This window comes from Streptomyces sp. NPDC056231, assembly GCF_048270745.1.
In the GTDB taxonomy this organism is placed as follows: Bacteria; Actinomycetota; Actinomycetes; order Streptomycetales; family Streptomycetaceae; genus Streptomyces.
Window position 1 is genome coordinate 71,231 of record NZ_JBLVKW010000017.1, and the last position, 17,361, is coordinate 88,591.

Consider the following 17,361-nt stretch of genomic DNA (forward strand, 5'->3'; position numbering starts at 1 on the left):
GCGGGCGGACCGGGTCCGCGGCGCCCCGGTGGCGCCCCGCCCACGGGGGGTGTCCGGCGGATCGGGGGCGACCCGGCCATGATCCGCCGAGACACCCCTAAGGGGTGTCGTCGGTCTCCGGCTGCCCCGGTGACGTGGCCCGCCGCAGCTCGTGGCTGAGCTCCTCGAGCTCGCTGCCGCCCGCCATCTGGCGGGTCAGCTCGTCCAGCGTGATGCCGTCCTTGGCGTGGCTGCCGGCCATGGCACCTCGCTTGAGCAGCACGAACCGGTCACCGACCAGATACGCATGGTGGGGGTTGTGCGTGATGAGAACCACGCCGAGTCCGGCGTCCCGGGCGGCCGCGACGTACTTGAGCACGACCCCGGACTGCTTGACGCCGAGCGCCGCGGTGGGCTCGTCCAGGACGAGCACCTTGGCGCCGAAGTAGACGGCGCGCGCGATGGCGACGCACTGACGCTCGCCGCCGGACAGGGTGCCGATCGGCTGGTCGACGTCGCGCAGGTCGATGCCCATGCACAGCAGTTCGGAGCGGGTGGTCTCGCGCATCTTCCGGACGTCGAGCCTCTTGAACGGGCCGACACCCGTCGTCGGCTCGGAGCCGAGGAAGAAGTTCCGCCAGACGGGCATCAACGGGACGACGGCCAGATCCTGGTAGACCGTGGCGATGCCCCGGTCGAGGGCGTCGCGCGGATTGGCGAGCGTGGTCTCCTCACCGTCGATGAGGAAGGTGCCGGCGTCGTGCCGGTGCAGGCCCGCGATGATCTTGATGAGGGTGGACTTGCCCGCGCCGTTGTCGCCCAGTACGCAGGAGATCTCGCCCGCGTGGACCACCAGCGAGACGTCCTGGAGCGCCTTGATGTTGCCGTAGAACTTGCTGACGTGATCCAGCTCGATCAGCGCCGGGGGGGCCGGGGTCGTCATTTCGTCGCCTCCGCGCGCTTGCGTACCCATGCGTTGAGCAGGGTGGCCAGGAGCAGCATGGCTCCGAGGAAGAACTTGAACCAGTCCGGGTTCCACTCCGCGTAGACGATGCCCTTGCTGGTCATGCCGAAGATGAACGCGCCGACCGCCGATCCGATGGCGGAGCCGTAACCTCCGGTGATCAGGCAGCCCCCGATGACGGCCGCGATGATGTACGTCAGCTCGTTGCCGACGCCCTCACCGGACTGCACCACGTCGTACGAGAACAGCAGATGCTGCCCGGAGACCCAGGCGGCGAAGGCGACCCCGAGGTACAGCCCGACCTTGGTACGGATCACCGGGACGCCGACCGCGCGGGCCGCGTCGGCCTCGCCGCCGACCGCGAAGATCCAGTTCCCGAAGCGGGTACGGAGCAGGATTCCGGTGGCGATCGCCACGAGCACCGCCCACCACAGGATGGTCACCTTGAACTCGACCCCGCCGACGGTCCACTCCGAGGCGAAGACCTTGCGGGCCGAGCTGAAACCCTCCATGTCCCCGATGGACTTCGTCGACACGGTGCCGCTGATCAGCTTGGTGAAGCCGAGGTTGAGACCGGTCAGCATCAGGAACGTGCCGAGCGTGATGATGAAGCTCGGCAGTTTGGTGCGGGTCAGCATGAGCCCGTTGAACGCGCCGATGGCCAGCGTCACCAGCAGCGACACGAAGACGCCGACCCAGACGTTGGCCGTCATCTGATAACTGAACATCGACGAGACCAGCGCGGAGCTGGTGACCAGCACACCGGCGGAGAGGTCGAACTCGCCGCCGATCATCAACAGGGCGACCGGCGCCGCCATGATCCCGATGGTGGACGCCGCATACAGCACCGTGCCCAGGCTGGACGCGCGCAGGAAGCTGTCGGCGACGATCGAGAAGAAGAGGAAGACGGCCGCGGCGCCGACGACCGATCCGAGTTCGGGTCGGCCCAGGAGCCTGCGCAGCGGTGAGGTGCGCAGCAGCCGCTCGTCAGCCCCGGACGGGGCGGGTGGTTGCTCCGTCGTGGTCATCGGGTCCCCCGCTTCGTGTACTCCGCCAGCTCGGCGGCGTCCTTCGAGGTGATGATCTGCGGGCCGGTGAGGACGGGGCGGCCGCCGCCGAGCACATTGCGGTTGTAGCGGTAGAGCCAGAGCAGGTCGACGGCCTCGTACCCCTGGAGGTAAGGCTGCTGGTCCACGGCGAAGCCCAGGGTCTTGTCCTGAAGCCCGGCGGCAACCTTGGCGTTCAGGTCGAAGGTGTCGATCTCGGCCGTGGAGCCTGCGGTCTGCTTCGCCTTCACAGCGGCGTCGGCGAACGGCGCACCGAGGGTGACGACCGCGTCGATGCTCTTGTCGGCCTGGAGCTTCGCCTCGATGGACGCCTGGACGTCGGGCATGTTGGTGCCCTCGACGTACAGGTTCTGCATCTGCCCGTCGAAGGTCTTCTTCGCCCCGGCGCAGCGCTGCTCGTGCCCGACGTTGCCCTGCTCGTGCAGGATGCACAGGGCCCTCTTGCGGCCGCGCGCGTTGAGCTCGTCACCGACGGCCTCGCCCGCGATGGACTCGTCCTGGCCGATGTGGGTGAGCGCGCCGAACGCCTTGGACTCCGCGGAGCCCGAGTTCACCGTGATCACCGGTATCCCGGCCCGGGTCGCCTTGGCGACGGCATCCTTCATCGCGTCGGGCTTGGCGAGCGTGACGATCAGCCCGTCGACCTTCTGGTCGATGGCGGCCTGGACGAGCTGGGCCTGCTGCTGCGCCTCGTCGCTGTGCGAGTACAGGAACTTGATGTTGTCCTTGACGGCCGCCTGCTTCGCACCGCTCTGGACGATGTCCCAGAAGGTGTCGCCATCGCCCGAGTGGGTGACCATGGCAAAGGTCCAGCGGGGTGTGTTCACCGCGGACCGGCCTTCGGCGGCGGCCTGGGCCGCACGCTCCTCCGCCCGCTTGCCACCGGTGCTGCTGCATCCCACGAGGGAGGCCCCGAGCACCGCCGCAAGCACGGCGCCCATCGCACGTACCCCTGTCCGAACCCTTGCCACGACGTGGTGCCCTTCTTGTGCTGCTCGCTGTGCTGCTTGGTGCCGACCGGGGGTGTTACCGACCGGTCGTGCTGGCCAAGTATCCCCGAGCCCGACTCGGCGCCGCCCGGCAGGGGCGGGCCGCGGGTGTCGGCACGGAGTGGGCACGGCGGTCCGCACGCGGGTCACCGGGTACCGCGCGCGGTGTACTTCTCCAGCTGCGGCACGTCGGCGGCGGTGACGATCGCCGGGCCCGTGAGCACGGGCTTCCCGCCGCCGATCACGTTGCCGTTGGTCCTGTCGAGCCACAGTTCGTCGACGGCGAGATAGCCCTGGAGGTAGGGCTGCTGGTCGACGGCGAAGCCGACCTCGGAGGCCTTCAGCCGCTTGACGACCTCGGCGTTGAGATCGAACGTGTCGACCTCGGCCGTGGAGCCGGAGCCCTCCTTCGCCTTGACGGAGGCGGCGGCGAACGGCGCGCCGAGGGTGACGACCGTGTCGATGCCGTGGTCGGCCTGGAGCTTCGCCTCGATGGAGGATGTGGAGGCGGGCATGTTGGTTCCTTCGATGCCGAGGTTCTCGACGCTCCCCTTGAAGGTCTTCTTCACCCCGGCACAGCGTTCCTCCAGCGACACATTGCCCTGTTCGTGGATGACGCAGAGGGCCTTCTTGCGGCCCCGCTTGTTGAGCTCCTCACCGACGGCCTCGCCGGCGACCTTCTCGTCCTGCCCGATATGGCTGATCGCGCCGACGCCCTCGGAGAACTGCGCGCCCGAGTTGATGGTGACGACGGGGATGCCTGCCTTCACAGCCTTGGCGACGACGTCCGTCACGGCTTCCGGTTTGGCGAGGGTGACGACGATCCCGTCGACCTTCTGGTCGATGGCGGCCTGGACGAGCTGGGCCTGCTCCTTGCCCTCCTTGTTCGCGGAGTACAGGAACTCGACGTTGTCCTTGGCCGCCGCCTGCTTCGCACCGCTCTGGACGATGTCCCAGAAGGTGTCGCCCTCCCCCGAGTGCGTGATCATCGCGATCTTCATCCGGGGTGTGGAGACGCCCTTGGCTCCCTGTCCGCTGCCGCTGCCGGACCTGTCCTCGGAGCTCTTGCCGCCGGAGCTGCTGCATCCGCCGACGGCGGCGGTGACGGCGAGGCTGATGGTGCAGATGGCGATCAGGGGTGCTGCCTTGCGAGGAGTACGCATGGTGGGTCCGCCTTCTCTCCCGGCCGCCCGAGTGCGGCTTCGGGAGTTGTAGCGAGGAGCGGAGACCCCGTCAACGGGCCGATATGCGGGCGTCAGCGGACAAGCAGCTGGAAATCGAAGGCGTAGCGCGACGCCCGGTAGATGTGCGAGCCGAATTCGACCGCCCGCCCGGTGTCGTCGTACGTGGTGCGTTCCATGGTCAGCAGCGGCGCGCCCTCGGGCTCAGCGAGCTGTGCCGCCTCCTCGGCCGTGGCGAGGCGGGCGCCGACGGTCTGGCGGGCGCTGTGCAGGGTGACTCCGGCGGCCCGCAGCATCCGGTAGAGACCGGTGGCCTCCAGTCGTTCGGTGGACAGGTCGACGATGCCGGCCGGCAGGTGGTTGCGGAGCAGGGCCATCGGTTCGCCGTGCGCGGACCGCAGCCGTTCGACGAGGTGGACCTCGGTGCCTTCCGGGACGCCGAGCGCGGCAGCGGTCGCGGCGGGGGCGGGCTCGACCGTGTTGCGCAGGACGCGGGTGGTGGGGCGCTGCCCGGCCGCTTCCAGGTCGTCGTACAGGCTGCTCAGTTCGAGCGGACGCCGGATCTGGCTGTGGACGACCTGGGTGCCCACCCCGCGGCGACGGACCATCAGCCCCTTGTCGACGAGCGACTGGATGGCCTGGCGGACGGTGGGGCGGGACAGGCCGAGCCGGGCCGCGAGCTCGATCTCGTTGCCGAGAAGACTGCCGGGGGCGAGCCGGCCCTTCTCGATGGCCGCCTCCAGCTGCTGGGCCAGCTGGTAGTAGAGCGGGACCGGGCTGCTGCGGTCCACGCCGAGTTCGAGCGCGGCGGGGTCGGCGGTGGGTTTGGACACGGCAGGAGCGTAGCTGTCACGTCCGGAACACCGGTAGTCAGGTCGTCCTGTTGTCCGGACAATCCAGGTGCCCGCGCCTCACCGCGTCGCTCGGCCCGTGACACCGATGCGACGCCGAAGCCGTACCGGGTGCGGGTGCGACGGCTCGGGGCATCGAACACACCTCTGTTTGTCAGGACATATAGTTGACAGCGCAGCTGGCGGGCGGCACGTTGGGTCCATGCGCATCGGACTCATCGGCACCGGCCGGATCGGTTCCTTCCATGCGGGCGCGCTGGCCCGTCACCCCGAGGTGGACACCCTGGTGGTGACGGACATCGACAGGGCACGGGCGGCCGGGATCGCAGACCGCATCGGCCACGCGACAGCCGTCGGGTCCGTGGCCGAGGTGCTGGGCGCGGGGGTGGATGCCGTCGTGATCGCCTCGGCCACCTCGGCCCATGCGGAGCTGATCGGACTGGCCGCACGGGCGGGCCTGCCGGCGTTCTGCGAGAAGCCCATCGCGCTGGATCTGGCGGGGACGCTGGGCGCCCTGCAGGAGGTCGAGCGAGCCGGGAGCGTGCTTCAGCTGGGCTTCATGCGCCGCTTCGACGCCGGGTACAGAGCGGCGCGCACCGCCGTGCGGAGCGGGGCGCTCGGCAGGCTCCACACCGTACGGGCCATGACGTCCGATCCGGCGCCGCCGCCCGCCGCGTATCTGCCGCACTCCGGAGGCCTGTTCCGGGACTGTCTGGTCCATGACTTCGACATCCTGCGGTGGGTGACGGGCCGGGAGGTGGTGGAGGTGTACGCCACCGGTTCGGATGCCGGTCCCGCGATGTTCCGGGCGGCGGGCGACGTCGACACGGCGGCGGCGTTGCTGACCCTCGACGACTCCTCACTGGCGACGGCGACGGCGACCCGGTGCAACGGCGCCGGGTACGACGTACGGATGGAGCTGGCGGGCGAGCTCGACCAGGTCGCGGTCGGTCTGGACGACCGTATGCCGCTGACGTCGGTGGAACCCCAGGGCCCCGCCGCCCCGGCCAAGCCGTGGCCGGGGTTCCTGGAGCGGTTCGCCGCGGCGTACGAGGCGGAACTCGACGCGTTCGTCCAGGTGGTGCGAGGCGAGGCGGCCAACCCGTGCGACGGCCGGGAGGCTCTGCACGCGCTGCGGATCGCGGAGGCGTGCGAGCTGTCCCGGCGCGAGCACCGGCCGGTGGCGGTGGCGGAGATCCGCACCGGCTGACGGTGCGGGCCCCGCTACCAGGCGACCGGCAGCCGCTCGCGGCCCCGGATCAGCATGCCTCTGCGGTCACCGAGCGCGGCGAGACCGACGACATCCGCGGCTTCGGTCGCCTCGGTCGCTCGACCGGTCAAGGAGGGACCCTTCAGCGCGGCTCGGCGGAGAGCACGGTTCCCTGGGCGACCGCGCACAGGGCTTCCGCACCACCGTCCGCCGCGGCGAACAGATCGCAGCGGACCACCGCCTGGCGACGGCCGGTGTGCACGACGGTGGCGCGGGCGATCAGGGTGCGACCGGTCGCCGGACGGATGTACTGGATCGAGAAGCCACCGGTCAGTACGGCCGGCCCGAGGGTCGTTCCGGCAGCGAAGGTGATCGAGTTGTCGGCGGCGTACGACAGCACGCCACCGTGCACAAAGCCGTTCTGCTGCTGGAGTTCCTGCCGGATGTCCACTTCGAGGGTGGCGGCGCCGTCCCCGAAGGCGGTGATCCGTGCCCCGACGAGCCCGCTGAACGGCTGGCTGTCGAGAACCTTCTGCGCCATCTGTATGTCAAGTCCGCTCATGACACGCCTTCTTACCTCACCAGCGCACCGGCAGGTGCCGGACCCCTCGGATCAGCATCCCGGGCAGCCAGTCCAACTCCGCACCGGCCGGGTCGAGTGCGAGATCCGGGCACCGCTCCAGCAGCGTACGGATCGCGATCCGGCCCTCCATCCGGGCCAGCGGCGCCCCCATGCAGAAGTGCATGCCGTGGCCGAAGGCCAGGTGGCCCTGGGCGTCCCGACGGATGTCGAAGTGGTCCGGGTCCGGGTAGCGAGCGGGGTCGCGGTCACCACCGGCCAGGGCGACCAGGACCGCCTCGCCCGCCGGAATGCTCCGGTTGCCGATCTCGACCGGCTCCCGGGCGAAGCGGAAGGTGGTGGTCTCCACCGGACCGTCGTACCGGAGCATCTCCTCGACCGCGCCGTCGATCAGACCGAGGTCCGCACGGAGTGCGGCGAGTTGTCCGGGGTGGGCAACCAGGGCCCGTACCCCATTGGAGATCAGATTGACGGTGGTCTCATGTCCGGCGACGAGCAGCAGAAAGGCCATGCCGACGAGTTCGTCGGGCGACAGTCCGTCACCCTCCTCGTCCCGCACTCTGATCAGCGCGCTCATCAGGTCGTCGCCGGGCGCGCACCGCTTGTCCTCGATGAGCTCCACGAGATAGGCCCCCATCGCGCGGACCGCTTCGCTTCCGGTGTCCGCGGACGTCGGGGCGACGATGCCGTTCGACAGCAGGCGGAACCGGTCACGGTCCAGGTCCGGCACGCCGATCAGCTCGCAGATGACGGTCATCGGCAGCGGGAAGGCGAGCGCGTCGACGAGGTCACCGCGCCCCGCGGGCACCATCGCGTCGAGCAGTTCGTCGGTGATCTGCTGGACCCGTGGCCGCAGTGACTCGATCCTGCGGGCGGTGAACTCGCGGGCGACGAGTTTGCGCAGCCGGGTGTGATGCGGCGCGTCCATCTCCAGCATGTTGGCGTTGATCGGATCGCCGTCACCGGTCCAGAGGTCCGAGGTCCGCCAGTCCTTGCTGAGCCGTTGGTCGGCGAGGGCCGCACGGCCCTCCTCGTACCCGACGATCAGCCAGATCCGCTCGGCTTCATCGGTGCGGATGCTGTGCACCGGTCCCGCGGAGCGCAGCTTCGCGTACGTCGGATAGGGATCCGCAGTGAAGTCATGGACCCCGCGAAGATCGATGTCGACTGCGGACACGCTTCAGCCCCTCCCGGCCGGTTCGGTTCGATCACTCCGGATCGAACCGTCTCAGCCTAAGGGCTGTCCCGTAATCCCTGGTGGATCAGCGCGCGGCGTCAGTGCGGTGCATCGCAAGGCGGAGGGGTGTTCTCATACTGGGCGTATTCCGGCGTTCCGACAACGCGGCGAGGTGCCGTAGCTGTCGTCGTGCGCCCGCCAGGAATTACGGGACAGCCCTCAGGTGGCCCGGCCCGTCGTCCTCCTCGTCGAGCAGCCCCGCGTCGTACACCAACAGCGCGATCTGGACACGGTTGTTGAAGTCGAGCTTCGCGAGAATGCGTGACACGTTCGTTTTCACGGTGGCCACGCTGAGATAGAGGCTCGCGGCGATCTCCGCGTTGGAACGGCCGTGTGCGACGGCGACCGCGACCTCGCGCTCCCGCTCGGCGAGACCGGCGATCCTCCGGCGTGCCCGCTCGGCCCGGCCTGCGCGGTCGTCGGCGCAGGTGCCCACTGCGACGCCCGCGGCCCGGTCCATCAGCTGCCGGGTGACGGCGGGCGACAGCACGGGGTCACCGACCGCGACCCGGCGCACCGAGTCGACGATCTGCGCGGGCGGTGTGTCTTTCAGGACGAATCCTGCGGCCCCGGCTCGGATGGCCCGCAGCACCTGCTCATCGGCGTGGAAGGTGGTGAGGACGACGACTTCCGGGGCGTCGGGGCGGCTGCGCAGCGCCTCGGTCGCGGCCAGTCCGTCCACGGTCGGCATTCTGATGTCCATCAGCACCACGTCGGGGCGGAGCCGGTCGACGAGGTCCGCGACCTCGGAGCCGTCCGCGCCCTGCCCCACGATGGTGATGTCGTCCGCGCCGCCGAGCATGAACGTCAGCCCGGCCCGCACGAGCGGATCGTCGTCGACGATGAGCAGCCGCACGGGCTGGGCCGGAGGATCCAGGGGGTTGGTCATGAGGTCCACGGTAGCCAGGCCCGGATCCCGAATCCGCCGTCGGGTTCCGGCCCGTGGTGGAGGCGGCCCCCGGCGAGGGTGGCGCGCTCGGTCAGACCGATGAGGCCCTGGCCGGAGCCGGGGACCCGCTCGAACGGTTCGACGGGCGCCGGGTTGCGCACCTCGATGGTGAGACCGTCGCCCGGACCTCCGGTGACGGTGACGGCGACCTCGGCCCCGGGGGCGTGTTTGCGGGCGTTGGTCAGGCCCTCCTGCGCGATGCGGTAGACGGTGCGGCCGCTGGCGGCGGGGGCGGCGGCCGGGTCGGCGATGCGGTTGTCGAGGGTGATCTTCATGCCTGCGAGACGGGACTCGGCGATCAGTGCGTCGAGGGTGGCGAGGGTGGGCTGCGGCCGGTTGCCCTCCCCGTTTTCGCCGGGACTGCGGAGGACGCCGATGATCTCGCGGAGGTCCTGGAGCGCCTCGTGCGCGCTGTCCCGGATCACCCCGGCGGCCCGGCCGACCTCGGCGGGGGGCGCGTCGGGGCGGAATTCGAGGGCGCCCGCGTGGACGCTGAGGAGGGTGAGGCGGTGGGCGAGGACGTCATGCATCTCGCGGGCGATGGCCTCACGGGCCAGCCGCTGCGCCTGCTCGGCGCGGAGCTCGGCCTCGGTCTCGGCCCGGTGGGCGCGCTCGCGCAGGGTGACGACGAGCTGGCGCCGGGACCGCACGATCATGCCCCAGCTCAGCACCAGCAGGATCAGCAGCGCACTGATGATCGTGGACACGGCGAACGAGGTGTCCGGTTCGGGGCGCAGATAGGGCTGTACGGGCGCGACGGCCAGGGCCAGCGCACCGACGGCGGCCACCGGTTTGAACGGCCGGTGCACCGCCACGCTGAACAGCGCGACGAGCATGGCCCCGCCGGCGATCGGTTCGACGGTGGCGAGCAGCGTCAGGGCCACGGCGAGTCCGACCGGCCACCGGCGCCGCGTCCACAGCGCGCAGCAGGCCACGGAGCCGATCAGCGAGTCGACGAAGAGGACACCGTCGGGGGTGGTGTGGTCGGCGTCGATCGCGGAAAGCGCGAGCAGGCCGATGCCTGCCGCACAGAGGAAGGCCGTGATGTCGACGACCCAGTCCCGTATTGTGCGGCGCGCCCGGCGGCCGTGGTCGCCGGGCAGCTCGGGATCGGCCATGGCCGAGGGCAGCAGCCAGCGGTACTCCGTACGCGTCATATCGACAAAACTACTCAAGTGACGGGCTCGTACCAGCCGCGCGGGAGCGGGAAGCCACCAAAGTTGCGGGACCGGATACTTTCGGCGCCGAGCCGCAGACCGGCGGCCGACGCCGCGGCCGGAACGGTCCCGCGAGGCTCTCCCCATGAAGAAACTCTGCGAGTCGGCCGGCTTCATCGTGTTCGTCCAGGGCGTCGCCGGGCTGCTGCACGAATGGACGGGCTGGTTCCGGCTCTGGGGGGTGGTGCGGCGGGTGGAGTTCCTCAGCAGCTACCCGGTGTTCGTCAACATCGTGCTGGTGGTGGCCGGCGCCGCGGTGATGGTGGCGGCGGACCGGCTCAAGGAGTAACGCGCCGGCTCAGCGAGCGGAGGCGGCGCGGCGCCCCCAGCCCGTCCCGGCGAGGACGAGCACCGCGCCCACCAGGCCCAGGACACCGAGCCGTTCTCCTCCGATGGCGATGCCTGCGGCGGCGGCCCACAGCGGTTCCGTACCGAGCAGCAGGCTGACCCGGGACGGCGAGGTGCGGCGCACCGACCACATCTGCACGAAGAAGGCGAAGAGTGTGCAGAAGACAGAGAGGAAGAGCAGCCCGCCCCACTCCCGGACACCGAACTCCGAGGCCACCGCCCACGGCGACGCCCCGGTACCGGGCGCGGCTGCGAGCAGGGCGAAGACGGCGACCGCGCTGCCGAGCTGCACGGTGGTGAGCGACAGCGAGTCGGCGTCCTGGACGGACTTGATGCGGGCCATCAGCAGCACGTGGAGGGTACGGGCGAGTGCGGCCACCAGCATCAGCAGATCGCCCACCGAGGGGCTGGTGAAACCGCCGCCCTGGGTCAGCAGCACCACACCGGCGACGGACAGCGCGGCAGCAGCGAGAAAGGCCCTGGACGGCCGGACCCGGGTCACCGCGGCCTCGGCGAGCGGTGTGAAGATCATGGTGAGGCTGATGATGAGGCCGGCGTTGGTCGCCGAGGTGTGTACGACGCCGTACGTCCTCACGAGGAAGATCCCGCTGAGGACCAGCCCCAGCAGCCCCGCGCCGCGCCACTGCGCCGCGCTGAGCGCCCGCAGCCTGCGCCATCCCGTGGCGGCCAGCACGGGCAGCACGATGACGAATCGCAGGACAAGGACCGCGATGACGGTCTGCGTGGTCGTGATGCCCTTGGCGGCGAGATAGCTGGCGCCCCAGACAACCGCGACGAGCAGCACGGGCAGATCGGTGAGCCAGGCCCGGCGCGGTGGTGCGAGGGCGGGCAGGGCGATCGAGGACACCTGTTTTTCTCCTGGAACTCGTGGTTCTCGTGATACTCCACAGCGGGAACCACGGGGGGACCGCACGGGCTCGCCCGCGGAACGATCACGGTACCGGGAGGTCCACGGCACCAGGAACACCTGTCTCACCGCTCGGCCGCGGCTGTCGCTCCTGCACGGACCCGCCCGGGGACCCGGGTGCGGGACGACGCACGGAGTGGGCACCTGGCGGGAGCACGGGCTGGTCGAGCGGCGTGGCGACGCGTTCCGTCTCCCGCCCTGCCCGTCGCAGACCCACTTTCGCCCGGAACCCATCGGGCCACCGGGCGCAGGCCATGCGCCGCTTAGGCGTCCGTTTCCCGCCGGTCACCGCGCGGCGAACGGACTTTCCTTGTCCCTGTCGAAACAGCAGCCCCGACCGGCAAGGAGCCCACCATGACCAGCACCGACACCAGGACCGCACTCGTCACCGGCGGCAGCCGCGGCATCGGCGCCGCGACCGCGCTGCGGCTCGCCCAGGACGGCGCCGATGTGGCGCTGACGTATGTCCAGGACGAGGACGGCGCCCGTGAGATCGTCAAAAAGATCGAGGCGTACGGCCGCCGCGCGCTCGCCCTGCGCGCCGACTCGGCCGCCCCCGAGGCGGTCCCGGCGGCGGTGAACGAGGCCGCTGACACGTTCGGCCGGCTCGACATTCTCGTCAACAACGCGGGCGTCGGCGTCCTCGGCCCCATCGGCTCACTCACCCCGGCCGATGTGGACCGGGTGCTGGCCGTCAATGTCCGGGCGGTGTTCCTCGCCTGCCGGGCGGCGGCCGCCCGGATGGAGCACGGCGGCCGCATCATCTCCGTCGGTACGGCCCTGAGCAGGCACGCGGGCGGCGCGGGCGCCACGCTCTACGCGATGAGCAAGTCGGCGCTCTCCGGTCTCACCAAACCGCTCGCCCATGAGCTCGGCCCGCGCTCCATCACGGTGAACCTGGTCCAGCCCGGCCCGATCGACACGGACCTGAACCCGGCCGACGGCCCGTACGCCGCCGGCCAGCGCGCGGGCACCGCCCTGGACCGCTTCGGCACGACGGCTGAGGTGGCCTCTCTGATCTCCTACTTGGCAGGCGACGAAGCGGCGTACATCACCGGTACGGAGATGGTGGTGGACGGTGGCCACGCGGCCTGACCCGTACTCCGCCCGGCCGCACCCTCCCTGTCCCACAGGGCAGCGTGTCGCTCACCGCGACGTGGTCGGTGCGGCCGGGACCGCCGTCGGCCGTCGGCAGAGACGTCTCGCGCTCTGCTCACAGGCCGGGGGCCTGGGAGCCGTTCAGGTACCAGAGGGCGGCGGCGTACCAGATCAGGGCGATCGCGGTGACGAGGGTGCCTCCAGCCAGAGGGAGTGCCCAGCTGGGCCAGTGGCGATGGCGGACCACGATGACCTTGGCGACGAAGGCCCCGTAGAGGAAGCAGCCGGTGAGCGAGTGCACCGCCACGCGGGTGTCGGTCAGCTGGACGCCGTAGGTGGTGATGCAGTGCTGCGCGATGGGGAGGGAGACGAGGAAGGCGGTCAGACCGATGAGGCGGTGCGTCGTGTTGACCCGGTGCGGTGCGGTTCGCAGTGCGGGCAGGCGGCCGTACATCCAGAGGGCGAGAAGTAGCTGAATGAGCGCCAGACCCAGCAGTGCGGAGCCGAGTTGGGCTTTGAGCAGTCTGGCGTCGTCGCCGCGCTGCCCGAAGAGGCTGTTCTCGTACGCGGGGATGTGTACCCGGCCGTACCAGTAGAGGCCGACCATGACCGCCACGGGCAGGAGCATCCACAGGACGCCGTAGCGCCGTCGGTTGTTGGCAGGGGGAGCGAGGCCGTCCACGTGATCAGCCGCCCCCGCTCTCGGTCTTGCCGCCCTGGAGCCGGACGGCACACCACGTGGTACCGAGCGCGGCCCTGCGAGTGCCGGTGGTGCGGGCCGACGACCCGGAGGCAAAGCGAGGATCGGTGCGGGCGGATGCGACCGCCGCCGGTGCGGGCTGCCGGCTCACGCCGATCGTCGTCCTTCCGCCGCCGGAGCAACCGATGTGCACCGTGGCACGCATGGCGTCCGCGGCAACCGAGCCGGTCGCGAGGCGAGGGTTTCTCAACAGGCTCTCCAGGCGTTGCGGGCCGATCCCGCCAGTACGTCCGAAGAGTCACCGCCGGGTCCAGTCGGCACGCCAGCAGGTACGCGGATCAAGGAGAGCGGTTGGACCGGACGGCCGATGAGAGCGGCATGCCGAGCCAGGTGAAGGAGGGGCCGTGTCCGTGGAGCCATAGGCGCCCGGGTCTTCGGACCGTCTACGGCATGGGGCGGAACGACGCGGCGATGCTCGTCGCCCGCAGCCCGGTGACCGGCACATGGGCCGTCGCGAACCGTACGTGCCCCGCACACCGCCCCGGCCGGCTGCGCGCCCGAGCACTCGTAGGTCGCCGGTCTCGCATGTCCATGCATCATCGCCGATGGATACGCTGCGCTGACGTGTTCCCTTACCCGGCCCCAGGGTTCGGCGTCACGGTCTGTGGAACGACGGGTCGTGCTGCTCGCCGAGTACGGCCTGCCCGATGGTCGCCAGGACGTGGTCGTCGTTGTCATGGAGCTCGTAGAAGGTCAGGTCGCGCAGGATCCGCTCCACGGGGCTCGGGCGGATCAGGCTGCGGGCACCGCACGCGCGGATGACGTGGTGCACTGTCTCCTCCGCCAAATGCTCGATCACATGCCAGGCCCTGCTGCCGGCGATCCGTGCCTCCTCGCGCCTGCCTTCGTCCCACAGACCGGCGACGTAGCGCAACCAGAGGCGGGCGGTGTCGATGTTGACCGCCATGCTGCCCACCCGCCGCTGCACATGGGGATCACCGCCCCTGCCCTGCCGCATCAGATACCCGAGCCCGTATTCGTTCGCGGCCAGGGCACCGCCGAGGAAGCTGGCAGCGTAGTGCGGGATGAAAGCGGTCTGCCAGTGCCCTTCGAAGTATCCGCCGGGGCGGCCGATGAGATGCTCGCGCGGTACGAAGGTGTCGTGGAACCGCACCACATGGCTGACCGTCGCGCGCATGCCGATCGGGTCCCACCACGAACTGTCCACAGTCACAGTCGGGTCGGACAGGTCGCAGGCGAGCAACAGGAGTTCTCCGTGGGCCTCTCGGCTGTGCCGGGCTCCACCGGGGCCGGCCGGATCGACGAGCAGGATCGCCCACTGGGCTCCGGTGGCACTGGTGGCGAACGCCTTGCTGCCGCGGAGGGTCCAGCCGCTGCGGACCGGAGTCAGCGTGGTGCCGAAGCGACCGCTCTCGCCCGGCTTGGGGGCCTGGGGTTCGCCGCTCCAGGCGGCCCATTTCTCTCCGTGTTCGACCACGCCGGTGAACCAGTGTCGCTTCTGCTCCGGGCCGGCCAGGGCGTCGATGAGGACGAGTGCGTTGGCGTGCCCCTCCCAGCAGCGGGCCAGTGACAGATCGGCCTTGGCCAGCGTGGTGGTCATCTCCCACAGGGGCAGGGTGTTGCGCTGCTGGGGGCCATAGCCCAGGCCGCCGTGCTCCCGCGGCACAGGGGCGGCCAGGAACCCGCCGGAGAACAGATCGTCGAAGTCCTCGGCGGGGAAGGCGGCCCTGCGGTCGTATTCCTCGGCGCGGGGGGCGAAGTTGTCCGCGGCCAGCTTCGCCACGGCGTCGAGAACGACCCGGTCGCCCCCGGCCACCGGATCGCGGGCCGGACCGTGGCCCAGGTCGTCGGTCATAGGAGGACGGCCCCTTCCGAACGGTAGAAGTGGGCGCGGTACATCACGTTCGGTATCTGCGGATCGACGGTATGGACATCGATGGTCAGCAGGCCGCGGTTGAGGTATCCGCAGGGGATGACCTGGCGGGAGCCGAGCGGACCTTCGGCGAGGAAGGCCACGGCCTCGGCGGCGTCCGACGGCCGCGATGCGGCCGGTCCGGCGGAAGAGGCCGAACGGGTCGTCATGGTGCCTCTCCGCTCGTGGGTTGCGCCGGGGGCGATTCCCCCGGCTCGGTGAGATCGTGGACGTCGGCGCGCTCGACCTGGCTGAAGCAGAGGGAGCGCAGTGGCAGCGCATCGGGGAACGGATGGCCTGTCAACAGCTGGAATTGTTCGCTCACTTCGACGAGCAGGACGTCCCAGCCGTCGATGCCGATCAGTCCGCGGGCGCGGGTGGCGCTCATGAGCGCGGTCGGAGGATCGCGGTAGACCATTTCCAACACCGCCGCGTCCGGGTCAACGGCGGCAACCGGAAACGGTTGCCTGTCCGCCAGGGGTGTGGCGTGGACGAGCACAGCGTGTCCTGCCGGGGAGAACCGGGAGAGCGGTACGTAGGGAGCCCCGAGGCGCGAGGAGGCTTCCCGGCCGCGCGCATGCCCCCGGTTGACCAGGGTCACCCGGGCTCCGGCCTGGAGCAGGGCCAGCGCGACGGCCTGCCCGGTGCTGCCGCAGCCGATGACGGCGGCCCTGTGTCCGCTGGGATCGACCCCGGCCCGGGCAAGGATGTGCAGGGCAGCGGCGGTGTCGGTGGTGGCCGCCCGCCAGCGCCCGGCGTCGTGCCACAGAACGTTGGCCGCGCCGCACCGCAGCGCCTGCGGGCCGACGATGTCGGCTGCTTCGACCGCGCTGTGCTTGTGGGGAGCGGTCACGGTCAGCCCGCGCAGCGGCAGCCGGGCCAGCGCCCCGAAGTCGTTGGCGCAGTGCCAGAAGCGGGGGAACGTGTCCACCTGGAAGGGCAGGTAGAGCGCGGGCAGCTGCAGCTCCCGCAACGCCGCATTGTGCAGCCTGGGTGACAGCGAGCGTCCGGGGGCATGGCCGGCAATACCGAACAGGGCGCTGAGCGGTGGCAGTGCGGGCAGTCCGTAGTCGGTCAGGAGTTGGCCCACGCTCGGCATTCCGTCCGCCCCCGGGCCACCGGCCCGGCCGAAGGCGAGGGGCGCGCCCAGCCACGGCGCCAGCACCCGGGTCCAGGTGCCGGCCGGACCGGACGCGAACGCCGTCACGTCGGAGCGCCCGAGCCCGGTGAGCAGCAGCGGCGAGGCCGACCCGTAGTGGGTTCCCGCCTGCGGCACGAGGAGGTACAGCAGCGCAGGTGTGGTGGCCATCGTGGCGAACCGCTCCCGCAGTTCCGCGGATGCCTCCAGCACGCCTGCCCCGCGGTCGGCGCTCCGCTCGGGGCGTGCGGGTTCGGGCTGGTGCCAGGAGACACGCCGCTGCCGGGCGGGGATGCCCGCGAGCAGTTCCGGGACCAGGTCGTCCACGGCCTCCAGATCGACCACGTCATAGTGGTCCGCCGCGCGGAGGAGCCGGGTGCGGCGTTCGACCGGGCCGGCAGTCGAGCGCCCGCCGTGGCGCGGGGAGCGCAGGCTGTAGGTCACCGGCCCGGTGAAGTGTTGGCGCAGCCGGTGCGGATCGGGGTCGCCGACCAGGTCGGCACGCACCTCCAGCGCGTCGGCCACCGCTGCGAGGCCGCGCAGGCGAGGCGTGGTGAGATCCTCAGGCCGGGCGATCACTGCGACTATGTGAGCCCGCCGCGTGACGGCGGCATCGCACCAGCTCGTCAGCCGCTCCATCGGACGTACTCCTCCAGAGGGGACCGCGGCAGGACGAACCGATCGACAGCCGGGGTGGACACGAGAGGACGGTCGCAGTCGATGCCCAGCAGCAAACGCAGGACATCCGCGTAGCCGGCGGTCGGCGGCCCGTAGAAGCGCAGGTTGTCGCCGAAGTGTGCCCGTGCGGCGGCGGTGTCCGCGGTGGCGTCCCCCTTGGCCGGCGGCGCTCCCGACCTGGCGGCGCGGGCACGGCGTTCGACGACGTCGTCCAGCGACGGCGGCCGGTTGGCGTCAACAGGCGTGGGCCGATCACCGCGGTCGAACGCCTCGCACAGGGCGTCCACGAACGCCTCCGGGGTGCTGCCTGTCAC

Annotated in this window: 19 protein-coding genes; 3 read left to right on the plus strand and 16 right to left on the minus strand. The window is 70.8% G+C overall.

From position 1 onward, the window contains the following. Window positions 1-97: 97 nt before the first annotated feature. From ACNPQM_RS16290 to ACNPQM_RS16310, 5 genes are all read right to left on the minus strand, one after another. Window positions 98-922, minus strand: coding sequence for an ATP-binding cassette domain-containing protein (locus ACNPQM_RS16290; protein ID WP_418084547.1), 825 nt, complete (start codon window positions 920-922; stop codon window positions 98-100). Next, window positions 919-1,971 carry an ABC transporter permease gene (locus ACNPQM_RS16295; RefSeq protein WP_358857340.1) on the minus strand — a complete coding sequence of 351 codons (1,053 nt, stop codon included), beginning with the start codon at window positions 1,969-1,971 and terminating at the stop codon, window positions 919-921. The genes ACNPQM_RS16290 and ACNPQM_RS16295 overlap by 4 nt, the downstream gene beginning before the upstream one ends. Then, window positions 1,968-2,951 (minus strand): sugar ABC transporter substrate-binding protein, encoded by a 984-nt coding sequence (locus ACNPQM_RS16300; RefSeq protein WP_418084548.1) that lies wholly within the window; start codon window positions 2,949-2,951, stop codon window positions 1,968-1,970. Before ACNPQM_RS16300 ends, ACNPQM_RS16295 begins: the two co-directional genes overlap by 4 nt. A 194-nt stretch (window positions 2,952-3,145) precedes the next feature. Next, window positions 3,146-4,162, minus strand: a complete 1,017-nt coding sequence (locus tag ACNPQM_RS16305) for a sugar ABC transporter substrate-binding protein (RefSeq protein WP_418084549.1) — start codon at window positions 4,160-4,162, stop codon at window positions 3,146-3,148. A 92-nt stretch (window positions 4,163-4,254) separates the two neighbouring features. Further along, window positions 4,255-5,013: a GntR family transcriptional regulator gene (locus tag ACNPQM_RS16310; RefSeq protein ID WP_418084550.1), complete on the minus strand. Its 759-nt coding sequence runs from the start codon at window positions 5,011-5,013 to the stop codon at window positions 4,255-4,257. A gap of 220 nt (window positions 5,014-5,233) precedes the next feature. On the opposite strand from ACNPQM_RS16310, the gene ACNPQM_RS16315 reads away from it, so the two are divergent. Further along, the gene (locus ACNPQM_RS16315; protein ID WP_418084551.1) at window positions 5,234-6,241 is read left to right on the plus strand and encodes a Gfo/Idh/MocA family oxidoreductase; all 1,008 of its coding nucleotides are present in this window, start codon (window positions 5,234-5,236) and stop codon (window positions 6,239-6,241) included. Window positions 6,242-6,383: 142 nt separating this feature from the next. On the opposite strand, the gene ACNPQM_RS16320 is transcribed toward ACNPQM_RS16315, so the two are convergent. The 4 genes from ACNPQM_RS16320 to ACNPQM_RS16335 form a co-directional block, all read right to left on the minus strand. Beyond that, on the minus strand, window positions 6,384-6,803 hold the full coding sequence (locus ACNPQM_RS16320; protein ID WP_358857335.1) for a PaaI family thioesterase: 420 nt from the start codon (window positions 6,801-6,803) through the stop codon (window positions 6,384-6,386). A gap of 16 nt (window positions 6,804-6,819) precedes the next feature. Further along, complete coding sequence (locus tag ACNPQM_RS16325) at window positions 6,820-7,998, minus strand: cytochrome P450 family protein (protein ID WP_418084552.1); 1,179 nt, start codon at window positions 7,996-7,998, stop codon at window positions 6,820-6,822. A gap of 205 nt (window positions 7,999-8,203) precedes the next feature. Next, complete coding sequence (locus ACNPQM_RS16330; RefSeq protein WP_418084553.1) at window positions 8,204-8,947, minus strand: response regulator; 744 nt, start codon at window positions 8,945-8,947, stop codon at window positions 8,204-8,206. Then, on the minus strand, window positions 8,944-10,164 hold the full coding sequence (locus ACNPQM_RS16335) for a sensor histidine kinase (RefSeq protein ID WP_418084554.1): 1,221 nt from the start codon (window positions 10,162-10,164) through the stop codon (window positions 8,944-8,946). The genes ACNPQM_RS16330 and ACNPQM_RS16335 overlap by 4 nt, the downstream gene beginning before the upstream one ends. A 145-nt stretch (window positions 10,165-10,309) precedes the next feature. On the opposite strand from ACNPQM_RS16335, the gene ACNPQM_RS16340 reads away from it, so the two are divergent. Continuing rightward, a complete protein-coding gene (locus ACNPQM_RS16340) occupies window positions 10,310-10,513 on the plus strand; it encodes a hypothetical protein (RefSeq protein WP_358857331.1) in 204 nt (67 codons plus the stop codon). Window positions 10,514-10,522: 9 nt separating this feature from the next. Here ACNPQM_RS16340 and ACNPQM_RS16345 read toward each other — a convergent pair whose 3' ends face one another. Then, window positions 10,523-11,440, minus strand: coding sequence for a DMT family transporter (locus ACNPQM_RS16345; protein ID WP_418084555.1), 918 nt, complete (start codon window positions 11,438-11,440; stop codon window positions 10,523-10,525). 414 nt (window positions 11,441-11,854) lie between these two features. Between ACNPQM_RS16345 and ACNPQM_RS16350 the strand changes: the two genes are divergently transcribed. Further along, entirely contained in the window at window positions 11,855-12,595 is a 741-nt protein-coding gene (locus tag ACNPQM_RS16350; RefSeq protein WP_418084556.1) for an SDR family NAD(P)-dependent oxidoreductase, read from the plus strand. Between the two features lie 118 nt (window positions 12,596-12,713). Here the strand turns inward: ACNPQM_RS16350 and ACNPQM_RS16355 are convergent, their stop codons facing one another. The 6 genes from ACNPQM_RS16355 to ACNPQM_RS16380 form a co-directional block, all read right to left on the minus strand. Next, on the minus strand, window positions 12,714-13,280 hold the full coding sequence (locus tag ACNPQM_RS16355; protein WP_418084557.1) for a DUF6529 family protein: 567 nt from the start codon (window positions 13,278-13,280) through the stop codon (window positions 12,714-12,716). A gap of 4 nt (window positions 13,281-13,284) precedes the next feature. Next, on the minus strand, window positions 13,285-13,548 hold the full coding sequence (locus ACNPQM_RS16360) for a hypothetical protein (RefSeq protein ID WP_418084558.1): 264 nt from the start codon (window positions 13,546-13,548) through the stop codon (window positions 13,285-13,287). Window positions 13,549-13,953: 405 nt separating this feature from the next. Beyond that, complete coding sequence (locus tag ACNPQM_RS16365; protein WP_418084559.1) at window positions 13,954-15,174, minus strand: acyl-CoA dehydrogenase family protein; 1,221 nt, start codon at window positions 15,172-15,174, stop codon at window positions 13,954-13,956. Continuing rightward, window positions 15,171-15,401, minus strand: coding sequence for a hypothetical protein (locus tag ACNPQM_RS16370; RefSeq protein ID WP_418084560.1), 231 nt, complete (start codon window positions 15,399-15,401; stop codon window positions 15,171-15,173). Before ACNPQM_RS16370 ends, ACNPQM_RS16365 begins: the two co-directional genes overlap by 4 nt. Beyond that, entirely contained in the window at window positions 15,398-17,008 is a 1,611-nt protein-coding gene (locus ACNPQM_RS16375) for a type I 3-dehydroquinate dehydratase (RefSeq protein ID WP_418084561.1), read from the minus strand. The genes ACNPQM_RS16370 and ACNPQM_RS16375 overlap by 4 nt, the downstream gene beginning before the upstream one ends. Continuing rightward, window positions 16,996-17,361, minus strand: coding sequence for a hypothetical protein (locus ACNPQM_RS16380; protein ID WP_418084562.1), 366 nt, complete (start codon window positions 17,359-17,361; stop codon window positions 16,996-16,998). The genes ACNPQM_RS16375 and ACNPQM_RS16380 overlap by 13 nt, the downstream gene beginning before the upstream one ends.

Excerpts from the sequence above, each read along its gene's own strand:
- ACNPQM_RS16370 (WP_418084560.1), bottom strand. The coding sequence starts at position 15,401 with ATGACGACCCGTTCGGCCTCTTCCGCCGGACCGGCCGCATCGCGGCCG.
- ACNPQM_RS16300 (WP_418084548.1), bottom strand. The coding sequence starts at position 2,951 with ATGGGCGCCGTGCTTGCGGCGGTGCTCGGGGCCTCCCTCGTGGGATGC.
- ACNPQM_RS16340 (WP_358857331.1), top strand. The coding sequence starts at position 10,310 with ATGAAGAAACTCTGCGAGTCGGCCGGCTTCATCGTGTTCGTCCAGGGC.
- ACNPQM_RS16315 (WP_418084551.1), top strand. The coding sequence starts at position 5,234 with ATGCGCATCGGACTCATCGGCACCGGCCGGATCGGTTCCTTCCATGCG.
- ACNPQM_RS16335 (WP_418084554.1), bottom strand. The coding sequence starts at position 10,164 with ATGACGCGTACGGAGTACCGCTGGCTGCTGCCCTCGGCCATGGCCGAT.
- ACNPQM_RS16290 (WP_418084547.1), bottom strand. The coding sequence starts at position 922 with ATGACGACCCCGGCCCCCCCGGCGCTGATCGAGCTGGATCACGTCAGC.
- ACNPQM_RS16320 (WP_358857335.1), bottom strand. The coding sequence starts at position 6,803 with ATGAGCGGACTTGACATACAGATGGCGCAGAAGGTTCTCGACAGCCAG.
- ACNPQM_RS16365 (WP_418084559.1), bottom strand. The coding sequence starts at position 15,174 with ATGACCGACGACCTGGGCCACGGTCCGGCCCGCGATCCGGTGGCCGGG.
- ACNPQM_RS16375 (WP_418084561.1), bottom strand. The coding sequence starts at position 17,008 with ATGGAGCGGCTGACGAGCTGGTGCGATGCCGCCGTCACGCGGCGGGCT.
- ACNPQM_RS16295 (WP_358857340.1), bottom strand. The coding sequence starts at position 1,971 with ATGACCACGACGGAGCAACCACCCGCCCCGTCCGGGGCTGACGAGCGG.
- ACNPQM_RS16350 (WP_418084556.1), top strand. The coding sequence starts at position 11,855 with ATGACCAGCACCGACACCAGGACCGCACTCGTCACCGGCGGCAGCCGC.
- ACNPQM_RS16330 (WP_418084553.1), bottom strand. The coding sequence starts at position 8,947 with ATGACCAACCCCCTGGATCCTCCGGCCCAGCCCGTGCGGCTGCTCATC.
- ACNPQM_RS16305 (WP_418084549.1), bottom strand. The coding sequence starts at position 4,162 with ATGCGTACTCCTCGCAAGGCAGCACCCCTGATCGCCATCTGCACCATC.